We start from the raw sequence: 13,575 nt of genomic DNA on the forward strand, positions 1-13,575 counted from the left end.
AGGATAGGGCCTGGCCTTGAGCGAGGTGTTTTCATGCGCGTGCCCGGAACCCTCTTTCTCGCCGGCCTTCTGCTTTCCATCGCCGGCCTCGGCGCGCAGGCCCAAACGGCGCAGACTGGCGGCGCGGCTCCCGTGTTCTCGCCCACCGGTTTCGATGCCGAATTTTATGGCGAACCTCTCGGCTATCCTGCCGCCATGCCCATCGAGCAGCAGTCGAACATGGTGGGCGGCTTCAGCCATTACGATCTCTTGTTTCCCACACGTGCCGTCGCGGCGCCAGGCCACGCGTCGACGCTCAAACGTGCCGCCCGCGAATTCTCCGCCAGCTTCACGCGGTGGGGCGTTACCTATTCGATCGAGGACTATCTCAAGCGCAACGCCACCACCGGCCTGTTGATCGCGCGTGGCGATACGATCCTGTTCGAGCACTACCAGTATGGACGCACCGACCACGACCGCCTGACATCGCTATCCCTGTCGAAGACCCTGGTGGGCATGCTTGTGGGCATCGCCATCGCGGAAGGCGCCATTCGTTCGGTCGACGACCCGGCGGCAACCTACGTTTCGGAACTCGCCGGCAGCGAGCTTGGGCGCACGCCTCTCAGGGCCTTGCTGCATATGGCTTCCGGCATTGGATTCGAGCAGGATTACGGCCCGGACAGCGAACTCACCCGCCATAACCGCCTGCAGGTGTCCGGCGACATGCCGGATATCCTGGCCGCGCTGCCATCGTTCAAGACACGTATCGCGCCGCCCGACACGCTTTGGCGCTATGCCAATGTCAACGCAGAAATCCTCGGCCTCGTGCTGGCGCGCGCCACCCATATGCCATTGAGCCGCTATCTGGAGAGCCGCATCTGGCAGCCCATGGGCGCGGAGGCGCAGGCAAGCTGGCGTGTCGACGCCTCCGGCCAGGAGATTGCATCCTGCTGCTTCAATGCCGTGCTCCGCGATTACGCCCGCTTCGCCCTGCTCCTCGCCCATGATGGCGCCTGGAACGGCCGGCAGATCATTCCCCGCCAATGGATCCTCGATGCCACCCTGCCTGTCGCGGCTGGCTCCTATCTCGCGCTGGACAAGAGTGAACGCCCCAGCGGCTATGGTTATCTGGTCTGGCTGATGCCGGGGCCGCGCCGGACCTTCGAACTGAGGGGCATTTACGGCCAGCGCATCTTCATCGATCCGCAATCCCAGCTGGTCATGGTACACACCGCCGTGCGCCGCCAGCCCGTCGACGACCCCCGCGAGGCGATGCTGGATGCGCTCTGGCAAAGCGTGCTCGCAAAGGCCGAGCGGGAATAGGAAAGACATGCCCCTCCTCGCCATTGACCACGTCCAGCTTGCCATGCCGGCGGGGCAGGAGGCAGCAGCCAGGCGTTTTTATCAGGGCCTGCTCGGCCTTGCCGAGACGCCCAAGCCGCCGGCTCTCGCCGCGCGGGGCGGCTGCTGGTTCGAACAGGGTAGCGTGCGGGTGCATCTGGGCGTCGAGGCCGAATTCAAGCCTGCCCGCAAGGCCCATCCGGCTTTCCTTGTCGATGACCTGGCCAACCTCACCCGAAGGCTGCAGGAGGCGGGTGTCGCCGCCATCGAGGACGAGGCTCTCCCGGGCTATGAGCGCTGTTATGTCGCCGACCCGTTCGGCAACCGGATCGAGCTTATGCAGCGCCTCTGATCCGAGCGACAATTTCTTCGGCCGATCATGCCCATCGCGCCCATCTCAACAATGCGTGCGCTGCGCCGATGCCGGCCTTCCCGCCCTTGTGCGTGCATCGCCGCATTACTACAACAATGCGGACGAGGTCGATGCCCTCATCGAGCTCGTCCGGACTTTGTGAGGATCAGGCGCCGTCTCTTCGAATCACCGTCGCGTCAGTGGCGGCTGATGACGCAGGAACGGAGCATCGCCTGTCTCGCTCTTGCGCCGTATTTCACCTACCTTATTGAGCTTGTTGCATCGGGTGGCGATTCCCGGAGCGGCTTCCATCGAGTCTTGCTGAATGAGCGACATTGATACCGCACCGGGGCGGATTGCATTGCGTCTTCCGCGGGAACGCGAGCTGCGGCTATGGGCCGGTGTCGTGCTCTTCGTGTTCGTCACGACGCACCTGTTGAACCACGCGCTCGGCATTTTCGGCGTCGGCGTGCTGGAGGCCGTGCAGGCCTGGCGCATCTGGGTCTGGCAATCGCCGGTCGGCACCGGGCTGCTCTACGGCGCCTTCCTCGTACATGCCCTCCTGGCGCTGAAGCGCCTGACCACCCGGCGCATCTCGCGCATGCCCCTCGAAGACCTGATACAGATCGCTCTCGGCCTCGCCATCCCCTATTTCCTGATCGGCCATGTGCTGGGCACCCGCATCACCGCCTATTATGGCTATAGCGAGAGCTATACGGAGGTGCTGGCGCGCATCTGGCAGGGCGACCAGATCAAGCAGATCCTGCTGTTGCTCTGCGCCTGGACGCATGGCTGCATCGGCATCGGCCAGACGTTGCGCTCGCGCAAATTCTACGCGCGCTGGCGCGACCCCCTGATCCTCTCCACCGGCATGCTCCCCACCCTGGCGCTGGCCGGCTTCTTCGCCGCCGGCCGCGAGATCGCCGCGATGGGCTATACGCCCGCACCCCTCAAGGTGAACGACACCATCGCCCTGTTGACGCTCGGCCAGAGGCTGTCCCTCGGCTTTGCCGGCCTGCTTGCCCTCGTTGCCCTGGTGATGTTCCTGCGCGTGCTGCTGCGGCTGCGCTCGGGCTCGATCACCATCCGCTATGTCGGCCACGGCACTTTCAAGATCCCGCGTGGCACCACCGTGCTGGAGGCGAGCCGCGCCAACGCCATTCCCCATCCCGCCCAATGCGGCGGCCGCGGACGCTGCTCCACCTGCCGTGTGGCCATCACCTCCGACCCCACCGCCATGCCCGCGCCGCACATTGCCGAGCGCGCCATGCTGGAGCGCATCTCCGCGCCCGGCAATGTGCGCCTCGCCTGCCAGCTGCGCCCGGACCACGACCTCTCGGTGCAGATCCTGCTGCCGATCGTGCCGACCGGCATGCGCGGACGAAGCGGCGACGATCTCTACCGCTGGGGCGCGGAGCGCGAGATCACCGCCTTGTTCGTCGATATCCGCGCCTTCAATTCCATGACGCGGCTGCAGGTGCCCTACGACATCGTGCTCCTGATGAACCGCTTCGTGCAGGAGATGACGCAGGCCGCCGAGGCCCATGGCGGGCGCGTCGACGCCTTTGCCGCCGACGGCCTCATCGCCATCTTCGGCCTCGACGACGACAAGGGGCAAGGCGCCTACAACGCCGTCCGCGCCGCGCAGGACATGCTGAAGAGCGTCGAAGAACTCAATACCGAATTCGGGGCGGCGCTGGCGATGCCCCTGCGTGTCGGCATCGGCATCCATTCCGGCAGCGCCATCATTGCCCGCGTCGGCGACGCTCAGCGCGGCATGCGCCTGGTGGCCCTCGGCGAGACCGTGACCATCGCCGGGCGCCTGGAGGCCGCGACCAAGGACCACCTCACCGACTGCCTGATCTCGGAGGAGGCCGTGCAACGCTCCGGCCTCAGCCTGCGCCGCCAGAACGGCAAGAACCTGCATATCGTGGGCAGGGACAAGCCGATTGCGCTGTATACGCTGGATGAGGCAACGGTCCCGGCTGAGTGAGGGGAGCGTGCAGGAGTATGACTTGTAGGTCAGTGAGGATTTCGATGCCCTTTAATTCAAGCCGGCCGGATATTCAGCTATTCACCTTCTACATATCGGGAGAGATATTCGCGCAATTCCTCGATGAGTTCTCTCAGCACTTCACGGAGCTTACAGAAAGTCGAGAACGGTCGATCGCAGCTCCATCGCTTTTTTTCGAGGACGAGGATGAGGAGGGGGAGAGTTTTAGCATTGGCGGCGAATTGAAAGTGCTCAATGCTTGGCGAGGCAAACTGAATAGAGAAGACGATCTGAGAAATTATTACGATGTGAAAATTCTCATCGATTTTCTGAGCGCCTATTCCTTTCGTTATTCTGCAGAGATCGAGTTTGAGCTCGCGGACGATCAGATTGGTTCAATTACCGATGGCAATCCATGTGAGTCGCTGTCAGTCGGACTTCTAAAGGAATGGGAGAAGAAGCTGGGTTTGCAGTGAATGGAAAACCTCACAGGCCGACTACGAACTCATGGAACGGCGGAGGGCCATAGCAGCCGAGTTGGCCGAAATCACACCGCGCGCAGCGGCCTGAGGGCTTGGTGCGAAATTGAGGTTTGCGAAATTTCCTGATTCTCGCCTCACCCAAAAGTGACGCGCGCCTGTCGCTCTTGCCCGAATTCTGCGCTACACAAGTTGCAAGCCTCCGGCCTTGAACCGGAGCGCGACAAGGAGAAGACCGTGCTTGATTTGACTGCGATCGGAACGAAGTCCGCTGCCCCCAAGCTCTTGCACCGCGTGCGCGACAAGCTGACGGACCAGATCCAGAAATCGCCTCTGGCGCGCAAGGCGTTCACCTACGCCGCCAGCCATATTCCGCTCAGCTATTTCAAGAAGCTGCCGACCATCATCGTGGTCGATGTCACCAACAGCTGCAACCTGCGCTGCCCCGTCTGCCCGGTGACCTTCGCGATGACGCGCCCGCGCGGCCTGATGAAGATGGAGATCTTCCGCCAGATCGTCGACGACTTCGTCGACGAACCGCTCAAGCCGGCGATGTATTTCAACTTCTCCGGCGAGCCGACCATGAACAAGGCTCTGCCGGAGATGATCGCCTATGCCAGCGAGCACGGGCACGACACTTTCGTCTCCACCAACGCCACCAAGCTTTCCTCGGAACTTATCGAGAAGATGCTCGAGGCCGGGCTCGGCCGCATCAATCTGTGCATCGATGGCTTCGACGCCGAAGCGCAGGAATCCTACCGCGTCGGCTCGAAATTCGACCAGGTGAAGGCCAATATCGAGAATTTCCTCGCCATCAAGCAGCGCCTCGGGGCCACCAAGACGGTGACGGTGCTGCAGACGCTGCTCACCTCCTATTCGGAAAAGCAGATCGATGCGATGGTGGAATGGGCCGACAATATCGGCTTCGACCAGGTTCGCTTCAAGACCTTCAGCCTCGGCTCCTACACTGACGAGGACCAGCAGACGAAATATGGCCATCTCGTTCCGAGGAACCACGAGCTGCAGCGCCACCAGAACGAGAAGATCAGCCTGCTCTGCGACGTGCCGCTTTACCAGACCGTGGTGTTCTGGGAGGGAGACCTCGGCCTGTGCTGCATCGACTATGACCGCATGATCAAGCTGCCCAATGTCGACAAGGTCGGCTTCAAGAGCGCCTATCTCTCCGACGAGGCCGCCAAGGCCCGCCGGCACGGCTACACCAAGCAGTTCGAGATCTGCCAGAGCTGCTCCTATTCCAACGCGGACAACATGGGCTTCAAGATCAAGCTCGACAAACTGCGCCGCCAGAAAGCCGTCGAGCCTGGGAAAGTCGCCGCGTGAGTGCGGGAATTCGCAGCCTTGCCGTCGGTGGTGCCCGTTTCAATACCGCCGACGACAAGGACGGCTTCTGGAATAAGGCTGCCGCCGGCGCCTGGGAGCCGGAGACGCTGGCGAGCGTGCGCGCGCTGGTGGACGAGGACACGCTCTTCATCGATATCGGAGGCTGGATCGGCCCGATCACCCTCCTGGCCGCGGCGCTCGGCGCGAGGGTATTGACCTTCGAGCCGGATCCGCGCGCGTTCGAACTCATCCGGGCCAATGTAGCCGCCAATCCAGCGCTGGCGCCCCGCATCACACTGCACAATGCGGCGGTTTCCCCGACGCCGGGGCGCGTGCGCCTCGGTTCGCCCAGGAAGCCCGGCGACAGCATGGGCAGCATCCTGGCCGCCGACAGCGGCGTCGCCTTGTGGGACGCTGCGGCCATCCTGCCCAGCGAGATCGCCGCCATGGCCGCGGATGCCGGCCGCATCGTCCTGAAGATGGATGTCGAGGGTGCCGAATACGGGCTGCTGCCGCATCTTGCCCCGCTGCTGGGGCCGCGCACCGTGGCGGCGCTGATCGCGTTCCATCCGCGCCTGCTGGCCAAGGCCGGGCGCACGGCGGATGAGATGGAGGCACTGACCTTGGCGGCCGAGCAATCCCTGGGCGACTATGTCCTGCGCAGCCTCGATACCGACGAGGCCCCGATCTCCCGTTCCGTGAACTCCACGATTGCGCTCACGCGCAAGTAGCAATGGCATTCCATTGCCATTGACCCAAGCCCGACACTATGTCGTGAATTGCACATCTCCCATCTGGGAGTTCGAGCGGGGGGAGACGAGAGTGAGACGCTCAGCCTGGATTTGTTGCGTCTTGATAGGCCTAGCCCTCGCGGCTTCCGCGGCGCTGGCGCAGACCGCACCGCCGGCCCAGACCCCCCCGGCCTCTTCCCCCGCCATGTCCCAGCAGCAGATGGATCAGATGGTCGACGCGATCAGCCAGGCTGTGATGAAGAAGATGTCGGACAAGGAAAAGGAGAAGCAGCCGCCGAAGCCGGCGGCCGACAGCGGCGCCGGCATGGACATGGCCAGCACCGAGCAGACCGAGATGTTCATGGAGATCGGCGAATTGGCCACCGGCCTGCCGGCGCTTGGCACCGAGTTCCGCCATCTCGGTGAGCGCCTCGATGCCCCCATGAATCAGGGGCGGACGGTGGGGTCCTATTTCCTGCTGCTGTTCGCCGCCGCCGCGCTGGTCCTCTTCACCGAGTGGCTGGTGAGGCTGCTGCTGACGCCATTGCGCCGGCGGGTCGCCGACGGCATGCGGGGCCTGCACGGCGTACGGGCCCTCATCCTGCTGTTCGCACTCGAGATCCCCCCGCTGCTCGCCCTCTGGCTGGTCGGCAACGCCTGCCAGGCCATCCGCTTCATAGGCGACATGCCGCAGACGCGCTTTTCCACCGCCATCCTCGGCCTGGTGATGCTCTGGCGCGTGGTGCAGGCGCTTTTCCGCTTTACGCTGCAGCCATGGTTGCCGAAGGCGCGTTTACCGGACCTGGCGGATGCGGACGCCCGACGCATCTATTTCGGCGTCTCGCTGTCCCTGCTCCTGCTGCTGGTCAACGGAGCCGTGTCGCGTATTCTGGTGGCCTTGGAATCGCCCGCGGTGGCGATCGGCTCCGCCCAGCTCTATAGCGCCATTATCATGGCGGCCGGCATGATCGCCATTTGCGCATGGCTGAACCGGCCCGTCAGCCACTGGTTCATCGGCGTCACCAATCCCGCCCATGCCAGTCCGATCAAGAGGAGCCTGGCTCGACACTGGCTGATCGCGGCGGTGATCATGTTCGTGTCGTTCGCCGTCGCCGACATATATGGTGCCGTGACAGGGCGTTCGAACGTGCCGAGGGCTCTCGCGCTTACATTGGCCATCGTGGTGGGATTGCTGCTCCTCGAGTCGCTGGTGCATCGCCTGCGCATCCTGCTGCAGCACCGCTCGGAAGGCGGAGTCCACGTCGTGCATCCACGCGGTGCCGAGGCACTTGCCCGCTGTGCCCGCTTCGGCATCCTGATCGCGGCCGCCGCCCTGCTTGCGCGCACCTGGGCCGTCGATGCCAGCGGCATGATGGCGGGGGATGAATTCAGCCGGATTTCCAGCAGCATGATGGCGGCTGCTCTCACGGCTTTTACCGCCTATGCGGCCTGGGAGCTGGTGCGCTACTTCACCGACCGCTACGCCAGCAACAATTCCGGCCAAACCCTGCCGCCAGGCCTTGGTGCCGCGGACGAGGACGTCCCGCTGGCCACGGCCTCGCGCATCGCCACGCTGATGCCGCTGCTGCGTATCGGCCTTGCCATCGCCCTCGCCATCATGGCGGTGCTGACCATCCTCACCCAGCTCGGCGTCAACGTCACGCCGCTGATCGCCGGCGCCTCCATCTTCGGTCTCGCCATCTCGTTCGGCTCCCAGACCCTGGTGAAGGACGTCGTCTCAGGTGTGTTCTTCCTGGTGGACGATGCCTTCCGGGTCGGCGAGTACATCGACGTCGGCAAGGCCAAGGGCACGGTCGAGGGCTTTACGCTTCGCTCCCTGCGTCTGCGCCACCAGAACGGGCCGGTGCACACCATCCCCTATGGCCAGCTCGGGCAGGTCACGAATTACAGCCGCGACTGGTCCACCATCAAGTTCACACTGCGCTTCGCCACCGACACCGATCTCGAAAAGCTGCGCAAGGCTGTCAAGAAGATCGGCCAGGACATGCTCGAAGACCCCGAGATGAAGGAGGAGTTCCTCGCCCCACTCAAGATGCAGGGCGTCTCCGACATCGTCGACAACGCCATCGTGGTGCGCTTCAAATTCACCGTGAAGCCGAACAAGCCGACCTTCATCCAGCGTGAGGGCCTCAAGCGTCTGGTGCGCATCCTGCCCGAACAGGGCATCGAGTTCGCCAGCGGCGCGGTTTCCGTGCGTACGATCGGCGGCCAGGTGGTGCCTGACGTGGTGGCCGGCGCGGCAATCTCGACGGCCGCGGCCGCCGCTGCGCCCGTCCTGCCGGGGGCCTGAAGGAAATATCTTCCGTCAGGTGCGATCTGGGTGTAGCAGGCTGAGAAAGCCCGTACCCATCGTCGACGGATGGTCGCCATGAACTTCCTGCCCGATTCCCATACGCTGCTGATCTACTCGGCCGCCTGCGTGCTGCTGTTCATCACGCCGGGCCCGGATATGAGCCTGTGGCTGGCCAAGACGATCTCGGGCGGCCGGCGCGGCGGCACGGCGGCCATGCTGGGCACGCAGGTCGGCTGCGTGTTTCACACCTTCTTTGCGGCTGTGGGGCTCTCCGCCGTGCTCGCCGCCAGTGCCACTGCCTTCACGGTGCTGAAGGTGGTTGGTGCGCTCTACCTGCTCTGGCTCGCCATCAACGCCATCCGCTCGGGTTCGGCTCTCAACGTGAAGGACGAGGGCAAGCCGATGGGCGGCTTCTGGCCCACCTTCATGACGGGGCTCGGCATCAATCTGACCAATCCCAAAGTGGTACTGTTTTTCCTGACCTTCCTGCCGCAATTTGTCGATGCCGGGGATCCGCATGCTTCCCAGAAACTTTTCTTCCTGGGACTCTATTTCATTGCCATCAATGTGCCACTTGCGTTCATTCTGATTCTCGGCGCCGAAAGGGTGGTGTCCTGGCTGAAGGCGCGCCCGCGCTTCCTGCGGGGCATCGACTATACCTTCGCCGGCGTGTTCGGCGTGTTCGCGTTCAAGATCCTGACAACGCAGGCGCGCTGAGCCGTCGAAGTTCTTTATGGGAGCGGTTTATTGCTATCGTTTCTGCGCCGGGCGCTGCTTGGCCTGATATTTGCCGCCTCGATCACCGGCTTCGCCGCCTCGGCCCAGGCCGCCTGCGAGAACCTGACCGAGCAGGGGCGTGCCTATATCGTCTGCCGCTTCGACCTGAGCAATGACGCGCTGGCCCTCTATTGGCGTGGCGCCGACGGCACGCCGCTCGGCAGCACCAGCCGGCTTGCCGACGAGTTGGGCGCCCAGGGCAAGAAGCTGATCTTCGCCATGAACGCCGGCATGTATGACAAGGCGCTCGGCCCGGTGGGCCTTTACATCGAGAATGGACGGCTGCTCCACAACGCCAACACCCGCAACGGTTTCGGCAATTTCCACCTGAAACCCAACGGCGTGTTCTACTTCGGCGACGGCAAGGCCGGTGTGATGGAGACGAGCCGCTTCCTGAAATCGCGCATCAATGCCCGCTTTGCCACCCAGTCCGGACCGATGCTGGTGATCGACGGCCAGATCCACCCCAAGATACAGCCGGACGGGCCTTCGGAGAAGATGCGAAACGGGGTCGGCGTGCGCGACGGCAAGATCGTTATCTTCGCCATCTCGACCGAACCGGTGAGCTTCCACGACTTCGCCCAGCTCTTCCGTGACCGGCTGGGCACCCAGAACGCCCTCTTCCTCGATGGCTCGATCTCAACCCTCTACGCCCCACCCATGCCCGGCATCGGCGGCTGGAACAGCCTGGGGCCGATGGTGGGCGTAACGGAAGGACCGTGAGGCTGGAGTGGCGGTCTCCGACCGCCATTCTTCGCTGCAAGCGAAGCACTCTGTTCCGAAGAAAGACGGCGGTCGGAGACCGCCACTCCGCGTTTCCAGCGCTTCGATAAATTACCATGCGAGGCTGGTAGTTTTTACACTCTTTTCCAACGGCCCGTTTTTGACTAAATGACCGTCAAAATCACGTCACACGCAGGAAATGCCATGGCTCCCCGCACCCTCTACGACAAGATCTGGGACGACCACCTCGTCGAAACCGCGCCCGATGGGACAAGCCTGCTCTATATCGACCGCCACCTCGTGCATGAGGTGACGAGCCCGCAGGCTTTCGAGGGCCTGCGCGTCTCCGGCCGCAAGGTGCACTCGCCCCAGCGCACGCTGGCCGTCGTCGACCACAACGTGCCGACCACCGACCGCTCCAAGGGGATCGACGATCCCGAGAGCGCCATGCAGGTGGAAACGCTGGCCCAGAACGCCAGGGATTTCGGCGTTGAATATTATTCCGAGCTCGACAAGCGCCAGGGCATCGTCCACATCGTCGGCCCCGAGCAGGGCTTCACGCTGCCCGGCACCACCATCGTATGCGGCGACAGCCACACCTCGACGCACGGTGCTTTCGGGGCGCTCGCCCACGGCATCGGCACCTCCGAGGTCGAGCATGTGCTGGCCACGCAGACGCTGATCCAGAAGAAGGCGAAGAACATGCGCGTCACCGTCGACGGGAAGCTTCCCGAAGGGGTGACGGCCAAGGACATCATCCTCGCGATCATCGGCGAAATCGGCACCGCGGGCGGCACCGGACATGTGCTCGAATATGCCGGCGAGGCCGTACGCGCGCTTTCGATGGAAGGCCGGATGACGATCTGCAACATGTCGATCGAGGGCGGCGCCCGTGCCGGCCTGATCGCGCCGGACGAGAAGACCTATGCCTACCTCAAGGGCCGCCCCAAGGCGCCCCAAGGCGCTGCTTGGGACCAGGCGATGGCCTATTGGAGCACGCTCTACACCGAGGAGGGCGCGCATTTCGACCGTGAGGTGAAACTCGACGCTGCCTCCCTGCCGCCGATCGTGACCTGGGGCACCAGCCCCGAGGACGTCGCTTCGATCACCGGTACCGTGCCACGCGTCGAGGATGCCGCGAACGACCACAAGCGGGCATCGATCGAGCGCGCCCTGGCCTATATGGGCCTGAAGGGCGGCGAGCGCATCCAGGATCTCAAGCTCGATCGCGTCTTCATCGGCTCGTGCACCAACGGCCGCATCGAGGATCTGCGCGCCGTTGCCGGCATCGTCGCCGGCCATACCGTCAACGCCAATGTCAACGCCATGATCGTGCCAGGTTCGGGCTTGGTGAAGATGCAGGCCGAGGCCGAGGGTCTCGACAAGATCTTCCGCGCCGCCGGCTTCGACTGGCGCGAGCCTGGTTGCTCGATGTGCCTGGCTATGAACGCGGACAAGCTGGCTCCGGGCGAGCGCTGCGCCTCGACCTCGAATCGCAACTTCGAGGGCCGCCAGGGCTACAAGGGCCGCACCCACCTCGTCTCGCCGCAGATGGCCGCCGCCGCCGCCATCGCCGGTCATTTCGTCGATATCCGCGAATGGGAAAAGGTCGCGGCCCTGGCGTAAGGGTGCGACGCGAGCCTCCCCCACGAAGCTGGGGGAGGTGGGCTTGCGAAGCAAGCTCGGAGGGGGTGTGGTCAGGATAAGGCGCGTGAAAAGGAGACCGGGTCGATGGTTCCCTCACTCTATTCTGGCCACACCCCCTCCGTCACGACTTCGTCGCGACACCTCCCCCAGCTTCGTGGGGGAGGCTAGAGTCCCGCCCCTATACCTGACGTCGTAGCGCTCTCCGCAGGATGAGTCTTGCCAGGAAATCTCCCCAGCCCCGCCGATGCCCGCCGCCTGCCGTCCTTCTCGCCGGGCATGACCATCGGCCTGTTCGGCGGCAGCTTCAACCCGCCGCATGAAGGCCACCGGCATGCGAGCCTCGTGGCGCTGACGCGGCTCGGCCTCGATCAGGTCTGGTGGCTGGTCACGCCCGGCAATCCGCTTAAGGACAACCAGGCGCTGCCCTCGCTCGAGATGCGCGTGGCGGCGGCGCGCCAGCTGGCCGACCATCCGCGCATCGTCGTCACCGGCATCGAGGCGGATATCCACACCCGCTACACCTACGACACCATCGCCTGGCTGCAGCGCCGCTGCCCGGGCGTGACCTTCGTGTGGATCATGGGTGCCGACAATCTCGCAGGCTTCCACCGCTGGCAGCATTGGCAGGGCATCGCCTCGCGCGTCGCCATCGCCGTGGTTGCCCGGCCCGGCGCCACCACCAAGGGGCCCCTCGCCAAGGCGGCTCGCGCGCTCGCCGCCTTCCGCCTGCCCGAATATAAGGCGCGCAACCTCAAGCGCCACAAGCCGCCCGCCTGGGTCTTCCTGCACGCACCGCTCGACAGCAACTCCTCGACCGCACTGCGCGCACGGGGTCACGGCCTGCCGGCCAGCGAAAATTAACGCCGGATTCACCCTGTTGGGGTAGGTTTATCCCATTGGTGTCATTGAATCGACGCCATGACTTGCTAATATTGTGGAGCGAATGGAATTCGCGGAGGTCCGCGAATCAATGAGCAAGAGGGTGTGCCCCTGACCACGTTGGTGAGACGCGAAGCGGATGTGATACCGCTTCATCCCGTGAGCCGAGCGATCCGCCCGGACGTTGACGCCACGGTTCGCCTGATCCTCGAGAGCCTGGACGACATGAAGGCCGAGGAAATTGTGGAAATCGATCTGCGCGGTAAAAGTGCTATCGCCGATGTCATGATCATCGCAACGGGTCGCGTTGCGAGGCATGTCGGCGCGATGGCCGATCGCCTGATCAAGGATCTCAAGGACAATGGACATGGCAGTCCCCGCCTCGAGGGCATCCCGGTCTGCGACTGGGTGCTGATCGATACGGGCGATGTGATCGTGCATCTGTTCCGTCCCGAGGTCCGTGCCTTCTACAATCTCGAGAAGATGTGGTCGTCGGGCCGTCCGAACGAACTGCGCCCGAGCTAAACGCGAGATGCGCCTCCTGATCTGCGCCGTCGGCCGGCTCAAAGCCGGCCCGGAACGCGATCTCGTGGCCCGTTATGCCGAACGGCTGAATGCGACTTCCCGAAGCCTGGCGCTCGGCCCTCTCGACATCATCGAGATCGACGAAAGCCGCGCCCGCCGTGCCGAGGACCGCAAGGCCGAGGAGGCGGACAAGCTGCTCGCTGCGGCAGGCAGCGCCCAGGTCGTCGCCCTGGACGAGAACGGCGCCTCGCCAGGCAGCGAGGCCTTTGCCGCGAGGATCGCCGGCTGGCGGGATGGTGGCACTGCCTCCCTCGCCTTTCTGATCGGCGGCGCCGATGGTCATGGTGACGCGATAAGATCGCACGCGACCATGACACTTTCCTTCGGCAAGATGACCTGGCCGCACCAGATCGTTCGCGTTCTCCTTGCCGAACAGCTCTACCGGGCCTCGACGATCATCGCCGGACACCCTTATCACCGGGTCTAAATTCGGA

The 13,575-nt window shown here is 64.1% G+C and carries 13 protein-coding genes; all 13 read left to right on the top strand.

Features of this window, described 5'->3' with window-relative positions:
- Positions 1 to 33 precede the first annotated feature (33 nt).
- The 13 genes from ACMDCR_RS31370 to rlmH all read left to right on the top strand — a co-directional run bounded on the left by ACMDCR_RS31370 (position 34) and on the right by rlmH (position 13,568).
- On the top strand, positions 34 to 1,302 hold the full coding sequence (locus tag ACMDCR_RS31370) for a serine hydrolase domain-containing protein (protein WP_413990371.1): 1,269 nt from the start codon (positions 34 to 36) through the stop codon (positions 1,300 to 1,302).
- Between the two features lie 7 nt (positions 1,303 to 1,309).
- Positions 1,310 to 1,672 carry a VOC family protein gene (locus ACMDCR_RS31375; protein WP_413990372.1) on the top strand — a complete coding sequence of 121 codons (363 nt, stop codon included), beginning with the start codon at positions 1,310 to 1,312 and terminating at the stop codon, positions 1,670 to 1,672.
- Positions 1,673 to 1,997: 325 nt separating this feature from the next.
- Positions 1,998 to 3,665 (top strand): adenylate/guanylate cyclase domain-containing protein, encoded by a 1,668-nt coding sequence (locus ACMDCR_RS31380; protein ID WP_413990373.1) that lies wholly within the window; start codon positions 1,998 to 2,000, stop codon positions 3,663 to 3,665.
- 44 nt (positions 3,666 to 3,709) lie between these two features.
- Complete coding sequence (locus ACMDCR_RS31385; RefSeq protein WP_413990374.1) at positions 3,710 to 4,141, top strand: hypothetical protein; 432 nt, start codon at positions 3,710 to 3,712, stop codon at positions 4,139 to 4,141.
- A gap of 240 nt (positions 4,142 to 4,381) precedes the next feature.
- On the top strand, positions 4,382 to 5,485 hold the full coding sequence (locus ACMDCR_RS31390; protein WP_413990375.1) for a radical SAM protein: 1,104 nt from the start codon (positions 4,382 to 4,384) through the stop codon (positions 5,483 to 5,485).
- Positions 5,482 to 6,216: an FkbM family methyltransferase gene (locus tag ACMDCR_RS31395; RefSeq protein WP_413990376.1), complete on the top strand. Its 735-nt coding sequence runs from the start codon at positions 5,482 to 5,484 to the stop codon at positions 6,214 to 6,216. Before ACMDCR_RS31390 ends, ACMDCR_RS31395 begins: the two co-directional genes overlap by 4 nt.
- 91 nt (positions 6,217 to 6,307) lie before the next feature.
- Complete coding sequence (locus ACMDCR_RS31400) at positions 6,308 to 8,527, top strand: mechanosensitive ion channel family protein (RefSeq protein ID WP_413990377.1); 2,220 nt, start codon at positions 6,308 to 6,310, stop codon at positions 8,525 to 8,527.
- A gap of 78 nt (positions 8,528 to 8,605) precedes the next feature.
- A complete protein-coding gene (locus tag ACMDCR_RS31405) occupies positions 8,606 to 9,247 on the top strand; it encodes a LysE family translocator (protein ID WP_413990378.1) in 642 nt (213 codons plus the stop codon).
- 30 nt (positions 9,248 to 9,277) lie between these two features.
- A complete protein-coding gene (locus ACMDCR_RS31410; protein ID WP_413990379.1) occupies positions 9,278 to 10,030 on the top strand; it encodes a phosphodiester glycosidase family protein in 753 nt (250 codons plus the stop codon).
- 168 nt (positions 10,031 to 10,198) lie between these two features.
- On the top strand, positions 10,199 to 11,656 hold the full coding sequence (leuC, locus tag ACMDCR_RS31415; protein ID WP_413990380.1) for a 3-isopropylmalate dehydratase large subunit: 1,458 nt from the start codon (positions 10,199 to 10,201) through the stop codon (positions 11,654 to 11,656).
- A 297-nt stretch (positions 11,657 to 11,953) separates the two neighbouring features.
- Positions 11,954 to 12,538 carry a nicotinate-nucleotide adenylyltransferase gene (locus ACMDCR_RS31420; RefSeq protein ID WP_413993774.1) on the top strand — a complete coding sequence of 195 codons (585 nt, stop codon included), beginning with the start codon at positions 11,954 to 11,956 and terminating at the stop codon, positions 12,536 to 12,538.
- 138 nt (positions 12,539 to 12,676) lie between these two features.
- On the top strand, positions 12,677 to 13,081 hold the full coding sequence (gene rsfS, locus ACMDCR_RS31425; protein WP_413993775.1) for a ribosome silencing factor: 405 nt from the start codon (positions 12,677 to 12,679) through the stop codon (positions 13,079 to 13,081).
- Between the two features lie 7 nt (positions 13,082 to 13,088).
- The gene (rlmH, locus tag ACMDCR_RS31430; protein ID WP_413990381.1) at positions 13,089 to 13,568 is read left to right on the top strand and encodes a 23S rRNA (pseudouridine(1915)-N(3))-methyltransferase RlmH; all 480 of its coding nucleotides are present in this window, start codon (positions 13,089 to 13,091) and stop codon (positions 13,566 to 13,568) included.
- The last annotated feature ends 7 nt before the right edge of the window (positions 13,569 to 13,575 follow it).

This window comes from Labrys okinawensis (genome assembly GCF_047345005.1).
In the GTDB taxonomy this organism is placed as follows: domain Bacteria; phylum Pseudomonadota; class Alphaproteobacteria; order Rhizobiales; family Labraceae; genus Labrys; species Labrys okinawensis.